Source organism: Baekduia sp., from assembly GCF_035318805.1.
Classification (GTDB): Bacteria; Actinomycetota; Thermoleophilia; order Solirubrobacterales; family Solirubrobacteraceae; genus Baekduia.
The window spans coordinates 20,604-33,951 of the sequence record NZ_DATHDY010000136.1 but is presented as its reverse complement, the minus strand read 5'-3'; the positions used below and the strand labels follow the sequence as shown (position 1 = coordinate 33,951).

Sequence of the window (13,348 nt, the reverse complement as noted above, 5' to 3'; positions counted from 1 at the left end):
GGTGTGGCGGGCCGCTCGCGGGGCGCCGGCGTGGCCGGGCGGGCGCGCGACGCGGGGCCGGTGCGGGCGTGGCTGGCGCTCCGCTCGAGGGCGGGGTGCGGGCGTGGCTGGCGCGCCGCTCAGGGCGCTGGTTGTGCTGCGGCGCGGGGTCTGGCAGCACCGACGAGTGCGCACGCGGTGCCCGGACGCTGGCGTGTCCTCCGCGGACGCCGCGGTAGCCGGGCGGGCGTCCGCGGGACGGATGGCGAGTTGACGTTGCATCTCAACGGCAAATCGCCATCCGTTCGGGCGGGCGTGGCGGGCCGCTCGCGGGGCGCCGGCGGGCGTTGCGGGCCGCTCGCGGGGCGCCGGCGGGCGTGGCGGGCCGCTCGCGGGGCCGGTGCGGGCGTGGCTGGCGCGCCGCTCGCGCGCTGGTTGTGCTGCGGCGCGGGGTCTGGGAGCACCGACGAGTGCGCAAGCGGTGCCCGGACGCTGGCGTGTCCTCCGCGGACGCCGCGGTAGCCGGGCGGGCGTCCGCGGGACGGATGGCGAGTTGACGTTGCATCTCAACGGCAAATCGCCATCGTCGGCCGGCGAGCGGCACCTAGCCGTTGTATCTCAACGTCCAGGTGCCTTTCGCCGCCGCCACAAGACGGACGGCGAGTAGGGGTCGTATGCCGACCCCCACCCGCCATCCGTCAGCCATTCGCGCCCGAACGACCCCGACCCCGGCGCCGGCGGAGGACACGGGGCGCCGGCGCCTCCCGGTCACGCACTCCTCATCGCCCCCGGACCACGCCCCGCACCACCACCCGCGCCCCGAGCGGAGCCCCAGCCACGCCACGCGCCGCCGCCACAAGACGGACGGCGAGTAGGGGTCGTATGCCGACCCCCACGCGCCATCCGTCAGCCATTCGCGCCCGAACGACCCCGACCCCCCGGCGCCGGCGGAGGACACGGGGCGCCGGCGCCTCCCGGTCACGCACTCGTCATCGCCCCCGAACCACGCCCCGCGCCACCGCCAGCGCCGCGAGCGGAACGCCAGCCGCGCCCCGCCCCGCCGCCACAAGACGGACGGCGAGTTGGGGTCGTATGCCGACCCCCACCCGCCAGCCGTCAGCCAATTCGCCCCCGAACGACCCCGACCCCCGGCGCCGGCGGAGCACACGGGGCGCCGGCGCCTCCCGGTCACGCACTCGTCATCGCCCCCGGACCACGCCCCGCGCCACGCCACCGCCGCGAGCGGAGCGCCAGCCACGCCAGCCCCGCCCCGCCCCGCGCCCCCCCCCTCACCGCCCCAGCCGGTACAGCACATGCGGCAGCCCGGCATGCACGATCTCGCGCTCGTACTCCATGCCCAGCTTCTCCATCACCGCGCGTGACGGACCGTTGGCCGGCGTGGTGAACGCGACGACGTCGTCGAGCTCGAGGACCTCGAAGGCGACGCGGACCGCCTCGCGGGCCATTTCGGTCGCATAGCCGCGGTTCCAGACCTCGGAGGCGAAGAACCATGCGAGCTCGACCTCGGGCCGGCCCTCGACGGTCGTGTGCGACAGGCCGGCGTCGCCGACGGGCACACCGGACTCGAGCACCGTCCAGCGACCGAAGCCCCAGCGCTCCCAGTGGCGGATCGCCGCCTCGACCTGCGCGCGGGCGTCGTCGGCCGTCCGCAGATGCTCGGGCCAGGCCGCCTCGTCCACCGCCGGGTCGGTGTACCACCGGACCCACGCGTCAGCGTCGCCCTCCTCGGGCCTGCGCCCCACCAGCCGCGCGGTCGCGACCCGATCGATGCCGAAGTCGCCCGGCAAACGCGCGCCCTCAGCGGCGGCCGTAAGCCCGGATCGCGTCGTAGGCGACCTCGAGCTCGTAGCCCTTGCGGACCAGGAACCCGAGCGCCCGCTCGCGGTCGCGATCGGTCTCGGGCGGCTCGCGGAACCGGCGCGACAGCACGGTCAGCGCCGCCTCGAGCTCCCCACCGTCGTCGCGGTCGGCCAGCGCGGCCTCGACGAGGTCGCCTGCGATTCCCGACGAGAGCAGCTTGCGCTCGATGCGCTCGTTGCCCCAGTGGTCCAGGGTGCGCCGGTCCTCGACGAAGCGCCGGGCGAACCGCGCGTCGTCGAGGTAGCTCAGCTCCAGCAGCTCGGCGATCGTCTGCTCGATCGTGTCCGGCTCGACCCGCTTGGCCTCCAGGTGCCGCCGCACCTCGAGCACCGTGCGATCACGGAACCCGAGGTAGCGGTAGCTGAGATCCAGCGCGTGCTGCAGGCGCGCTTCGGGAGTCGTCTCGGTGATCATCCGTCTGGCGCCGCGGGACGGTGCTCACGGGCCGCGGGGATCTCCGGGACGGCTCCCAGAGGATCGAGGGCCCGCTCGGCGGTCGTCACGACCGGCCTCCCTGCGTCGCCTAGGCGGCCGCGGCAGTCGTGCGCTCGGCCTTGATCTCGCCGGTCACGGGATCGACGCCCTCGGGGATCTCGTCGCGGTCGATCTCGGCAACGAGGTCGCGGTTGAAGTCGAGCGCCTCGTAGACCTTGGCCTCGATCTCCTTGGCGATCTCCTGGTGCTCGTCCAGGAAGCCCTTGGCGTTGTTGCGCCCCTGGCCCAGGCGATCCTCGCCGTAGGAGAAGAACGAGCCGGACTTCGTGACGATGTTGTGCTCGATCCCGAGGTCGAGGATGCAGCCCGAGCTCGAGATGCCCTTGCCGAACTCGATGTCGAACTCGGCCTGGCGGAACGGCGCCGCCACCTTGTTCTTGACGACCTTCACGCGGACGCGGTTGCCCACGGCCTCCGTGCCGTCCTTCAGCGTCTCGATGCGCCGGATGTCGAGGCGCTGCGACGAGTAGAACTTCAGCGCGCGACCACCGGGCTGCGTCTCGGGCGAGCCGAACATGACGCCGACCTTCTCGCGGATCTGGTTCGTGAAGAGGCAGAGCGTCTGGGTGCGGTTCAGGTTGCCGGCGAGCTTGCGCATCGCCTGGCTCATCATCCGCGCCTGCAGGCCGACGGTCTGGTCGCCCATCTGGCCCTCGAGCTCGGCGCGCGGCGTCAGGGCCGCGACGGAGTCGATCGCCACGAGGTCGACCGCGCCGGAGCGCACCAACATGTCGCAGATCTCCAGCGCCTGCTCGCCGTAGTCGGGCTGCGATACGAGCAGGTTGTCGATGTTGACGCCGATCTGCTGGGCGTACAGCGGGTCCATGGCGTGCTCGGCGTCGATGAACGCGCAGACGCCGCCGAGCCTCTGGGCCTCGGCGAGCACGTGGTAGACGAGCGTCGTCTTGCCGGAGGACTCCGGCCCGAAGACCTCGACGATGCGGCCGCGGGGCATGCCGCCGATGCCGAGGGCGAGGTCCAGGGACAGCGCCCCGGTCGGGATGGCGTTGACCTTGACCTGCGCGCCCGGGTCGCCCATGCGCATGACCGAGCCCTTGCCGAACTGGCGCTCGATCTGCGTCAGGGCGCCGGCCAGCGCGGTGTCGCGGGCCTTGATGGCCTTTTCGTCGGTAGCGGGCATGCGGGTGAAGCCTCTCTCTTGCGCGGAAGTGCAACCAGTGTGCGGGTCGCGTCGGACGGAAACTGGGACGGCCCGAACCGTACGCACGTTCGTGTCACGACACGCGCGCGCCGCGTCACGATTCGGCAGCGAACTCCGCACGGGCCAGCGGCTCGTACCGCGCCGGACCACCGCCCAGCCACGAGCGCAGCAGCACCAGCGCGGACGGCTGCAGCGGCCGGTCGGGGAAGTCGGGCAGCCGGTGATTCGGAGCCGTCCAGCCGTGGCGCACGCGGGCGACCGTCAGGTGCGGGCGGAACGTCCGCCGCTCCCGCACGTGGCCCAGATCCTCCAGACCCTCCCACAGCCGCTCGTGCAGGGCCCGCAGCACGCCGGTCTCGTCGGCCACCGCCACCGTCAGCACGTGCGGCTTGCGCGGTGAGAGCCACAGCGCCCCCGCCGTCCGCAGCGGGACCGGCGCGGCGACGCCGTCCAAGCCGGACACCAGCTCCGACAGCGGCTCGATCTCGTCCATCGCCCGATGACCCAGGAACGCCATCGTCAGGTGCACGGCGTCGGGCGACACCACGCGCATCCCGCGGTCGGTTCCCACCACCTCCTCGGCCCACCCCACCAGCGACCGGCGGTCCTCCTCGCCGATCTCCAGGGCGACGAAGAGGCGCGCGCTCAGGGCTCGGCCCGGTCCCCGTCGCTCTCACCCTGCAGCAGCCGGCGCACCAGGTGCATGGCCACGGTCGTCGAGCGATCCCGCACGTCGAAGCGCCCGCCGGGCAGCACGACCCGTCGCGTCAGCCGGCCACCGCCCCGCGCGGCGACCGAGAAGCACACCGTCCCCACCGGCTTGTCCGGCGTGCCCCCGCCCGGGCCCGCGATCCCGGTGATCCCGACGCCGACGTCGGCGTCCAGCGCGGCGATCGCGCCGTCGGCCAGCGCCTCGGCGACCTCGACCGACACCGCGCCCACGCGCTCGATCAGCGCGGGATCGACGCCCGCCAGCGCCACCTTGGCCTCGTCGGAGTAGACGACCAGCCCGCCGCGGACGTAGTCCGAGGATCCCGGCAGGTCGGTCAGCCGCCCCGCGAGCAGCCCGCCCGTGCACGACTCGGCCGTGGCGATCGTGCGGCCCGCGCGGGCGCCGTCGCCGCGCAGCAGCGCCGCCACCTGCTCGTCGACCGACGAGCCGTCGTCGGAGAACAGCGTGCCGGCGTGGCGGTCGCGCACCACCGCCGCGAAGGCGTCGTAGATCGCCTGCTGCGGCGGCTCGAACCGGGTGACGACCTCCACCTCGCCGCGGCGCAGGCAGGTGGTGATCTCCAGCGCATCCAGGTCGACCCCCGCATCGCGGGCGCGCACGAGCGTCTCGGCGATCTCGGACTCCGGGATCCCGAACAGGCGCAGCGTGTGCTGGCGGTAGACCGTCGCGCCCGCCACCGCGGCGCGAAACGGCGCGGTGTCCACCGCGGTGGCCCACATCGGCTGCAGCTCGCGCGGCGGCCCCGGAAGCACGACGACGACCGGTCCGGATCGTCCCGCCGCCGGCGGCACGATCAACCCCGGCGCCGTGCCCACCGGCTCCAGCACCGTGGCGCCGTCGGGCACCAGCGCCTGCTTGCGGTTCGAGCGCCGGATCGCCTCCTCGTCGAGATCGGGCCAGCGCACGCGCAGCCCCTCGAGGATCGCCCAGATGCGGCCCTCCAGCGGCTCGTCGAGCGCCATCGGGCGGCCCTGGAAGTCTGCGACCACTTGGGCGGTCAGGTCGTCCTCGGTCGGCCCCAGGCCGCCGCTGGTGACGATCAGCCGCACGCCCGCATCAGCGAGCCAGCGCAGCGCGTCGGCCACGTCGGACGGCCGGTCGCCCACGACGATCGTGTGCGCCTGGTCGACCCCGAGCTCGCGCAGGCGCTCGGCCAGGAACGGCCCGTTGCGGTCGGCCACGCGTCCGGTCAGGACCTCTGTCCCCGTAACGACGATGCCGGCCCGGACGCTCATCCCGCGCAGTCCGGCGCCGTGGTCGCGTCGACCCGCTTGAAGGTCGTGCGCGTGATGGTGAACGCCACCGGGCTCGCGTTCGGCACGCTGCGGATCTTGCCGTTGATCCGCAGTCGCACGTTGCCGTTGCCGAGCTTCAACCTGAAGGACTTGGAGCGGTACGGACCGGCCGTGCTGTTCTGCTGCAGCGTGGCGCCCGGGATGCGCGCCTGGCCCGCGGCATCGACGAGGCAGACCGACACCGGGCCCGGGCCCGTCGCGATCACCTGCATCCGCACCAGGCGCGACGAGGACGAGGCCTTCGACGAGGACTGCTTCTTCGACGACGTGGTCGACGTCTTCGTCGTGCTCGCCGGCACGCGCGTCGTCGTCGTGCGGCTGGTCTGCGTGCCGACGGACGCCGAGCCGCCGTTGTTGCCGCCGCCCCGGCCCAGCAGGTACAGCGCGCCGAGCAGCAGCACGACGACCACGCCCACCACCACCCCGCGCGGCACGCCGCGCGGCTCCTGATGGCGCACGGGACCGCCGCGGCCGCCGCCGCCTCGCCGGCGCGGCGAGCCGATCGGCATGAGGTCGTGATCCGACGGCCGCTCGTGGCGGAGCTTGTACTCCTCCAGCAGCAGCTTGGCGTCGAGGTCGAGCGCCTCGGCGTAGGTCCGCAGGAAGCTGCGCACGTACGCCGGGCCGGGCAGCAGCCCCCACTCCTCGTTCTCGAGCGCCCGGAGGTACTTGGCACGGATCTTCGTCTCGGCTTCGATATCCGAGATGTCGATGCGGGCGCGCATGCGCGCCTCGCGAAGTGTGGCCCCGATCTCCGGCATGCGTGGGCCCGCAGTCTATGGAGCGGCCTACGAAGGCCGGTCGCCGGCTGCGGCGGCGTCGTCGTCCTCGCCGCCGGGCAGCGGCGGCGGGAGCTCGACGTCGGCCTGCGGGGCGACGTCGCCGCGCTCCGCCAGAGCCGCCAGCACGCGCGGCACGTCGGACTCCGTGATGAGCACCTGGCGCGGCTTGGAGCCCTCGTAGCCCGAGATGACGTTGCGGCGCTCGAGCATGTCCATCATGCGCCCCGCGCGGGTGTAGCCCAGGCGCATCCGGCGCTGCAGCATCGAGGTCGACGCGGTGCCCATCTCGACGACGAGCTGGATCGCCTCGGCCAGCAGCGGATCCTCGTCGGGGTCCTTGCCGTCGGCCTCGTCGCGGCCGCCGTCGGACGCCTCGGCCGCGACCTCCTCGAGGAGGTCGGCGCGCAGCTCCGGCTCGCCCTGGCGGGCCCAGAACTCGGTGATCTGGGCGACCTGCGCCTCGTCGATGTAGGCGCCCTGGATGCGCTGCAGCTTGGACGAGCCGACCGGGGAGAACAGCATGTCGCCCATGCCCAGCAGCGACTCGGCGCCGTTCTGGTCGAGGATGACGCGCGAGTCGATCTGCGAGCTCACGGCGAACGCGATCCGCGACGGCACGTTGGCCTTGATCATCCCGGTGATCACGTCCACGCGCGGGCTCTGCGTGGCGAGCACGAGGTGGATGCCGACCGCGCGGGCCTTCTGCGCGATCCGGATGATCGAGTCCTCGACGTCGCCCGGCGCGACCATCATGAGGTCGGCGAGCTCGTCGATCACGCACAGGATGTAGGGAAGGCGCTTCTCGCCCTCCTCCTCGCGCACGCGGTTGAGCTCGTTGAGCGAGCGCGTGCGCTTCATGGCCATGATCCCGTAGCGCCACTCCATCTCGCGGACGAGGTTCTGCAGGGCGTTGGCGGCGAGGCGCGGCGACGTGATCACCGGCGTCAGGAGGTGCGGGACGTCCTCGTAGTGGTTGAGCTCGACCTGCTTGGGGTCGACCAGCACGAGCCGCGCCTCGTCGGGCGTGGCGTTGAGCAGGATCGACGACAACATCGCGTTGATGCACGCCGACTTGCCGGCGCCGGTCGTGCCGGCCACCAGGATGTGCGGCATCTTGGCCAGGTCGGCGCCGATCGCCTTGCCGGAGACGTCCTTGCCCAGCCAGACCGTGAGGGGCGAGTGACCCTCGGGCCGCGCGCGGAAGACGTCGCCGAGGTGCACGATGCGGCGGTCGCGGTTGGGGACCTCGATGCCGACGGCCTGCTTGCCGGGGATCGGGGCGAGGATGCGGATCTCGGTCGCGGCCAGCGCGTAGGCGAGGTCGTCCTTGAGCTGCGCGACCTTGCTCATCTTCACGCCGGGCGCCAGGCGCAGCTCGTAGCGCGTGATGTGCGGGCCGCTGACGGTGCCGACGACCTGTGCCTCGACGTTGAAGTGGCTCAGCGCCTCGACCAGCGACGCGGCGACCTTCGCGTTGCCGCTGGTGTCGGGGCGGATCTGGTCGCCGGTGGAGCGCTGGAGCACGCGCGGATCCGGGACGACGTACTCGATGTCCTCCTCGTCGTCCTCCCCGCGCGCCGCGGGCAGCTCGAGTTGGCGCGGCTTGCCGTCGTCGGCCGGATCGTCGACGTGGTCCTCGGAGAGCACCGCCTCCTGCACCGCCGCGTCCAGCGGATCGGGCTCCTCCTCCTCCTCGACGGCGCCGCCCAGGTCGGGCAGGTCCGGCTCCTCGACCTTCGCGCGCTTGGCCTTCGCGCCCTTGCGCCTGATGCGGGGCTCGTCGAGCTCCGCGGCGAGGTCGTCGGGCGTGGGCGCCTCGTCGTCGCCGAAGATGTCGGGGTAGCGCTCCTCGCCGTCGAGCGCCGGCGCCTCGACGTGCGTGGCCTTGACGACCACCTCGTCGTCGCCCGGCTCCGGGACCCGCACGCGCGGGCGAGCGCCCGCGACGGTCGCGCCCTTGGGGGCCGAGGCCGCCGCCGCACGGCGCCCCGCGGTGGTCTCCGGCGTGGCGGACCGCCGCAGGCCCATCGCGTCCGGCGCGGTCCGCAGCACGCGGGTGGTGTCGGCGACGCTGGTGCCGGTGGCCTTCAGCACGCCGGCGACCGAGGCGCCGGTCAGCAGCAGCACGCCGGCCAGCAGCAGGAAGAGGGCGAGGATGTGGGTGCCGATCGTGCCGATCAGCGTGCTCGACGTGTAGAACAGCGCCTCGCCGAGGTAGCCGCCGCGGTCGCGCAGGAACTCGTCGTGCCAGTACCCGTGGCGCACGCCTTCGGGGCCGACGCCCAGCGTGCCCGCGGCGAACATCAGTGCGAGCGCGAGGACGAGGAGCAGCCCGCCGGACTTGAACGGCCGCACCGAGGGCAGCACCGGGCGCAGCACGATGACCGCGCCGGCGGCGATGACGCCCAGGGGCGCCACGAACCGCAGCGCGCCGAAGCACAGCGCAAGCCCGTCGAGGACGGCATCGCCCGCCCGCCCCCCGTCCCAGCCGAAATACAGCGGGAACGCGAGGAAGACGCCGCAGGCCACCAGCGCGAGGCCGAAGAGGTCGAGGTGCCGCTGCTCGATGACGGGCAGGCGGGGCGCCCAGGTCGCCGACGATCGCCGCGCGCGGGTGCGCGAGGCCGGCTTGCGCTTGCGCGCGGCCGACGAGGCGGTCGTCTTGGACTTGGGGGCAGGCTTGCGCTTGCGCGGGGCGGGGGTGCGGGTCGTGGCCATAACTCGGACCACCTGCTTCGACGCCGTCCGCGGCGTCCCTGCCGCGACGTCAAAGCGTCGCGGCGGCGAGCAGTCCGGCGACGGCGTCCGGCGCCATCGGCCGTGCGAAGTGAAAGCCCTGCGCGGCGTGGCAGCCGATGTCGGCGAGCACGTCGGCCTGGGCGGCGTGCTCGACGCCTTCGGCCACGCACTCCAGGCCGAGGCCGGCCGCCAGCCGGACCACGGCCTCGACGATCGCGGCGTCCTCGGGGTCGTCGACCACGCCGTCCACGAACGACTTGTCGATCTTCAGCGTGTCGACCGGCAGCAGCTGGCGCAGATGGCGCAGCGACGCGTGCCCGACCCCGAAGTCGTCGACCGCCACACGGACGCCGATGGCCTTCAGCTCGGCGAGCATCGCCCGCGCGCCGTCGGCGTCGGCCAGCAGCGCGGTCTCGGTGACCTCCAGGCACAGCCGCCGCGGCGGCACGCCCGTGCGGGCCAGCACGCTGCGCACGACATCGGCGAAGTCGCCGTCCTCGAGCTGGCGCGCCGAGACGTTGACGGCGATCTCCAGCGCGTCGCTCTCCCAGCGCATCGCCTGCGCGCAGGCCTCGTGCAGCACCCACGCGCCGATCTCGACGATCTGCCCCGTGCGCTCGGCGATCGGGACGAACACGCCGGGAGGCACGGTCCCGAGGCGCGGATGGCGCCAGCGCAGCAGCGCCTCGACGCCGACGACCGCGCCGCCCGGCAGCGCGACCTGCGGCTGGTAGTCGAGGTAGAGCTGGCCGCGGCCCGGCGCCTCGCGCAGCGCGCTCTCGAGCTCGAGGCGCTCGACGGCGCGGGCGCGCATGGAGTCGTCGAAGACCTCGCAGCGGTCCTTGCCCAGCTCCTTGGCGCGGTACATCGCGGCGTCGGCGTCCTGCAGCAGCGACGCGGCGTGTGTCGCCTCGCGGTCGCGGTCACGGTCGCGATCGCCGGCGAGCGCGACACCGACGCTGGCGGTGACGAACCGCGCCTCGCCGTCGAGGTCGATCGGCGCCCGCAGGGCGTCGGCCAGCCGCTCGACGATCCTCAGCGCCTGGCGCTCGCCCGTGACGCCGGGCAGCAGGATGCTGAACTCGTCGCCGCCGAAGCGCGCGATCACGTCCTGCGGGCGCACGGCCGAGCTCAGGCGCTGCGCGACGGCCTCCAGCAGCCGGTCGCCGGCGGCGTGGCCGAGCGAGTCGTTGACGACCTTGAAGTCGTCGACGTCGACGAACAGGACTGCCACGTGGGCGGCGGCCCCCGCCGGCGAGGCGGCGCAGCGCTCCAGGGCATCGTCGATCCGCTGCACGAACGCGCGGCGGTTGGGCAGGCCGGTCAGCGGATCGTGGTGCGCCTGCCAGAGCAGCTCGTGCCGGAAGCGATCCGCGCTGGCGCCGGCCTCGATGCGCGCGGCCTCGTTGGAACGCCAGCTGACGAGGTTGACCCCGGCCAGGGCGGAGATGAACCCCGCGTGGATCAGCGCCCACTGCAGCGGGTGCTGCGCAGCGTCGGCGTGGGTGCCGTAGACCGACTTCGGGTCCAGCACGCCCATGATCCCGTGGTGGACGAGGACGTACCCGCACGCCAGGCCCCACGGGACCCAGTCCTCGTACAGCGAGAGCAGCGCGACGACGACGAAGAAGTGGAAGTGGGCCTCGGTGACCCCGCCCCACAGGTGGGTGAAGACCGCCGAGCAGGTCACGAGCCCGAGCGCCCCGAGCGACGCGCGCCCGCGGCGATCGAAGCGGTGGGCGGTCGCGCCGGCGGCGCAGAGGACGACCGGCAGCACGTCCAGCAGGCCGTGGCGCAGCGCGTAGCCGCGGGCGACGGCGAAGGCCGGGAGCGCGAGCACGTGCAGCCACAGGAGCCAGACGACCGCGCGATGGCGCGCCTCGAAGGCGGCATCGGGCAGCGTGCCGCCGACCGGAAGCCAGTCGCGGGCGAGGGCCGAGCGGGTGCGGGTGGGGGTCCCCACCACCTCTGAATCGGCACGCGGTCCCGGATCTTGCCCCGGACGGGTGGTCTGGGCCGGGAATCCCCGTCCGGCGAATCGTCCTGCCCTTGACCTGCGCTTGAGAGTTGGCCCTACCCTTCCAGTGTGATCGACGGTCATGACCGGCAGGCACGCGTGCTCATCGTCGAGGACGACGACGACATCGCACAGGTCCTCCAGCGCTCCCTGCGGCTGGAGGGCTACGAGACGCGCATCGCCGGAGATGGCGAGGCGGCGCTCGGCGCGGCCGCCGACTTCGTGCCCGACCTCGTGCTGCTGGACCTCGGCCTGCCGAAGATCGACGGCATGGACGTCGCGCGGCGCCTGCGCGCCTCCGACGACGTGCCGATCCTCATGCTGACCGCGCGCGACGCGCTGGAGTCCCGCGTCGAGGGCCTCGACGCCGGTGCCGACGACTACCTCGTCAAGCCGTTCGAGCGCCAGGAGCTGCTGGCCCGCCTGCGCGCGCTGCTGCGCCGCCGTCCCCCGCGCGGGACCGCGTCGCTGGTCGTGGCCGATCTGTCGCTGAACCCCGACACCCACGAGGTGCGCCGCGGCGACCGCACGGTCGAGCTGACCCAGCGCGAGTTCGAGCTCCTGGAGTACCTGATGCGCAACGAGCGCATCGTCGTGCCGCGCCAGCGCCTGCTCGAGGACGTCTGGGGCTACGACCCGTTCGCGACCACGAACACCATCGAGGTCTTCGTGTCCAACCTGCGCCGCAAGCTCGAGGGAGGCGGGGAGCCGCGCCTGCTGCACACGATCCGCGGCGCCGGGTACGTCCTGCGCGCATGAGGGCGCTGCTCAGCACGCTCTCGATCCGCTGGCGTCTGGCGCTGCTCTCGGCGGGCTTGACGTTCGTCGTGCTGTGCGCGTTCGCGGTGGTCATCGGCCAGCTGACGGCGTCCGGCATCCGCAGCGACTTCCGCAAGGAGATGACCACGGCGGTCGTCAACCTCCGCGATCGCCTGGACTTCCAGTTCGTCAACGGCCGTCCGCAGATCGCCGCGCCGCTGGTCACCACCTACGCCGCGTCCAACCGCGCCGTCATCCGCGTCGTGCTTCCCAACCGCGTGGTGATCGCCCAGACGCCCGGCGCCCCGAACTTCGAGCAGCTCGGGCTGAAGGCCGGGCAGACCGGGCAGGTCGGCGGCTACCGCGTCGACACCCGCCCGACCGTCCTGAAGGTGCAGGACAAGGACTCGATCATCGCGCTGCACGCCTACGTGCAGTACGCGCGGCTCGTCGGCCCGGTCGAGGACCGGATCCATCGCGTGCGCGTGTTCCTGCTGTTCGGCGTGCTGCTGGGGTCGGGGCTCGCGCTCGCCCTGGCGCTGGCGCTCTCGCGCCGTGCGCTGGCGCCGATCACGCGCCTGACGTCGACGGCGCGCGACATTGCCAACACGCGGGACCCCAACAGGCGCGTGCCGATTCCCGACACCGAGGACGAGGTTGCCGAGCTGGCCCGGACGCTGGACGAGATGCTCCAGGCGCTGGAGTCCTCGCGCGCCGAGGGCGAGGCGATGCTCGTGCGCCAGCGGCAGTTCGTCGCCGACGCCAGCCACGAGCTGCGCACCCCGCTGACGAGCGTGCTGGCCAACCTGGAGCTTCTGGCCGAGGTGCTCGAAGGCGAGCGCGGCGACGCCGCCCGCTCCGCGCTGCGCTCCACCCAGCGGATGCGACGCCTGGTCGCCGACCTGCTGCTGCTCGCGCGCGCCGACGCCAAGCGCGAGGTGCCGCACCAGCCGACCGACCTCGGCCGCGTCCTGGTCGAGGCGGCCGCCGAGCTGGGGCCGATGGCCACCGAGCACGTGCTGAGCGTCGACGCCCGGCCGGTGCAGATCGACGGCGCGCGCGACGAGCTGCACCGCCTCGCGCTCAACCTGATCCAGAACGCCGTGCAGCACACGCCGCCGGGCACGCACGTCCAAGCGTCGGTCAGCCAGGACGGCGGGCGGGCGCGGCTCGTCGTCGTGGACGACGGACCGGGCGTGGCGCCCGACCTGCGCGACGAGGCCTTCGGGCGCTTCGTGCGGGCCGAGGGCGACCGCGGCGGCTCGGTGGGCCTGGGCCTGTCCATCGTCCGCGCGGTGGCGCGCTCCCACGGCGGCGACGTCGTGCTCCAGTCGCCGCCGGAGGGCGGTGCGCGCTTCGTGGTGACGCTGCCCGCGCTGCCGGCCACGACGGACGCCGGCTCCGACGAGCCGGCCACCGCCACGGCGCACTAGGAGACTGTGTCGCTGTCGCGACTGGGGACCCACCTCCGGCGGCGACGGCTGGCCGTCGTGGGCCTCGGCCTCG

The 13,348-nt window shown here is 73.6% G+C and carries 10 protein-coding genes; 2 read left to right on the top strand and 8 right to left on the bottom strand.

What is annotated here, in order from left to right:
• Positions 1 to 1,268: 1,268 nt before the first annotated feature.
• The 8 genes from VK501_RS26700 to VK501_RS26665 form a co-directional block, all read right to left on the bottom strand.
• On the bottom strand, positions 1,269 to 1,787 hold the full coding sequence (locus VK501_RS26700) for a GNAT family N-acetyltransferase (RefSeq protein WP_324343019.1): 519 nt from the start codon (positions 1,785 to 1,787) through the stop codon (positions 1,269 to 1,271).
• 10 nt (positions 1,788 to 1,797) lie between these two features.
• On the bottom strand, positions 1,798 to 2,274 hold the full coding sequence (locus tag VK501_RS26695) for a regulatory protein RecX (RefSeq protein ID WP_324343017.1): 477 nt from the start codon (positions 2,272 to 2,274) through the stop codon (positions 1,798 to 1,800).
• 109 nt (positions 2,275 to 2,383) lie between these two features.
• Positions 2,384 to 3,496, bottom strand: coding sequence for a recombinase RecA (gene recA, locus VK501_RS26690; protein WP_324343015.1), 1,113 nt, complete (start codon positions 3,494 to 3,496; stop codon positions 2,384 to 2,386).
• 115 nt (positions 3,497 to 3,611) lie between these two features.
• Entirely contained in the window at positions 3,612 to 4,166 is a 555-nt protein-coding gene (gene thpR, locus VK501_RS26685; protein ID WP_324343217.1) for an RNA 2',3'-cyclic phosphodiesterase, read from the bottom strand.
• A complete protein-coding gene (locus VK501_RS26680) occupies positions 4,163 to 5,485 on the bottom strand; it encodes a competence/damage-inducible protein A (RefSeq protein WP_324343013.1) in 1,323 nt (440 codons plus the stop codon). The genes thpR and VK501_RS26680 overlap by 4 nt, the downstream gene beginning before the upstream one ends.
• The gene (locus tag VK501_RS26675) at positions 5,482 to 6,306 is read right to left on the bottom strand and encodes a helix-turn-helix transcriptional regulator (protein WP_324343011.1); all 825 of its coding nucleotides are present in this window, start codon (positions 6,304 to 6,306) and stop codon (positions 5,482 to 5,484) included. The genes VK501_RS26680 and VK501_RS26675 overlap by 4 nt, the downstream gene beginning before the upstream one ends.
• 27 nt (positions 6,307 to 6,333) lie before the next feature.
• Positions 6,334 to 9,045, bottom strand: a complete 2,712-nt coding sequence (locus tag VK501_RS26670; RefSeq protein WP_324343009.1) for a DNA translocase FtsK — start codon at positions 9,043 to 9,045, stop codon at positions 6,334 to 6,336.
• Positions 9,046 to 9,094: 49 nt separating this feature from the next.
• On the bottom strand, positions 9,095 to 11,029 hold the full coding sequence (locus VK501_RS26665) for a bifunctional diguanylate cyclase/phosphodiesterase (RefSeq protein WP_324343007.1): 1,935 nt from the start codon (positions 11,027 to 11,029) through the stop codon (positions 9,095 to 9,097).
• A gap of 123 nt (positions 11,030 to 11,152) precedes the next feature.
• Here VK501_RS26665 and VK501_RS26660 point away from each other — a divergent pair, with 123 nt between their 5' ends.
• Together VK501_RS26660 and VK501_RS26655 are read left to right on the top strand one after the other, a co-directional pair.
• Positions 11,153 to 11,842, top strand: coding sequence for a response regulator transcription factor (locus tag VK501_RS26660; RefSeq protein WP_324343005.1), 690 nt, complete (start codon positions 11,153 to 11,155; stop codon positions 11,840 to 11,842).
• Entirely contained in the window at positions 11,839 to 13,275 is a 1,437-nt protein-coding gene (locus VK501_RS26655) for a HAMP domain-containing sensor histidine kinase (RefSeq protein ID WP_324343003.1), read from the top strand. The genes VK501_RS26660 and VK501_RS26655 overlap by 4 nt, the downstream gene beginning before the upstream one ends.
• Positions 13,276 to 13,348 lie beyond the last annotated feature (73 nt).

Coding starts and splice junctions, on each gene's coding strand:
- VK501_RS26695 (WP_324343017.1), bottom strand. CDS start 2,274: ATGATCACCGAGACGACTCCCGAAGCGCGCCTGCAGCACGCGCTGGAT.
- VK501_RS26655 (WP_324343003.1), top strand. CDS start 11,839: ATGAGGGCGCTGCTCAGCACGCTCTCGATCCGCTGGCGTCTGGCGCTG.
- VK501_RS26675 (WP_324343011.1), bottom strand. CDS start 6,306: ATGCCGGAGATCGGGGCCACACTTCGCGAGGCGCGCATGCGCGCCCGC.
- recA (WP_324343015.1), bottom strand. CDS start 3,496: ATGCCCGCTACCGACGAAAAGGCCATCAAGGCCCGCGACACCGCGCTG.
- VK501_RS26680 (WP_324343013.1), bottom strand. CDS start 5,485: ATGAGCGTCCGGGCCGGCATCGTCGTTACGGGGACAGAGGTCCTGACC.
- VK501_RS26670 (WP_324343009.1), bottom strand. CDS start 9,045: ATGGCCACGACCCGCACCCCCGCCCCGCGCAAGCGCAAGCCTGCCCCC.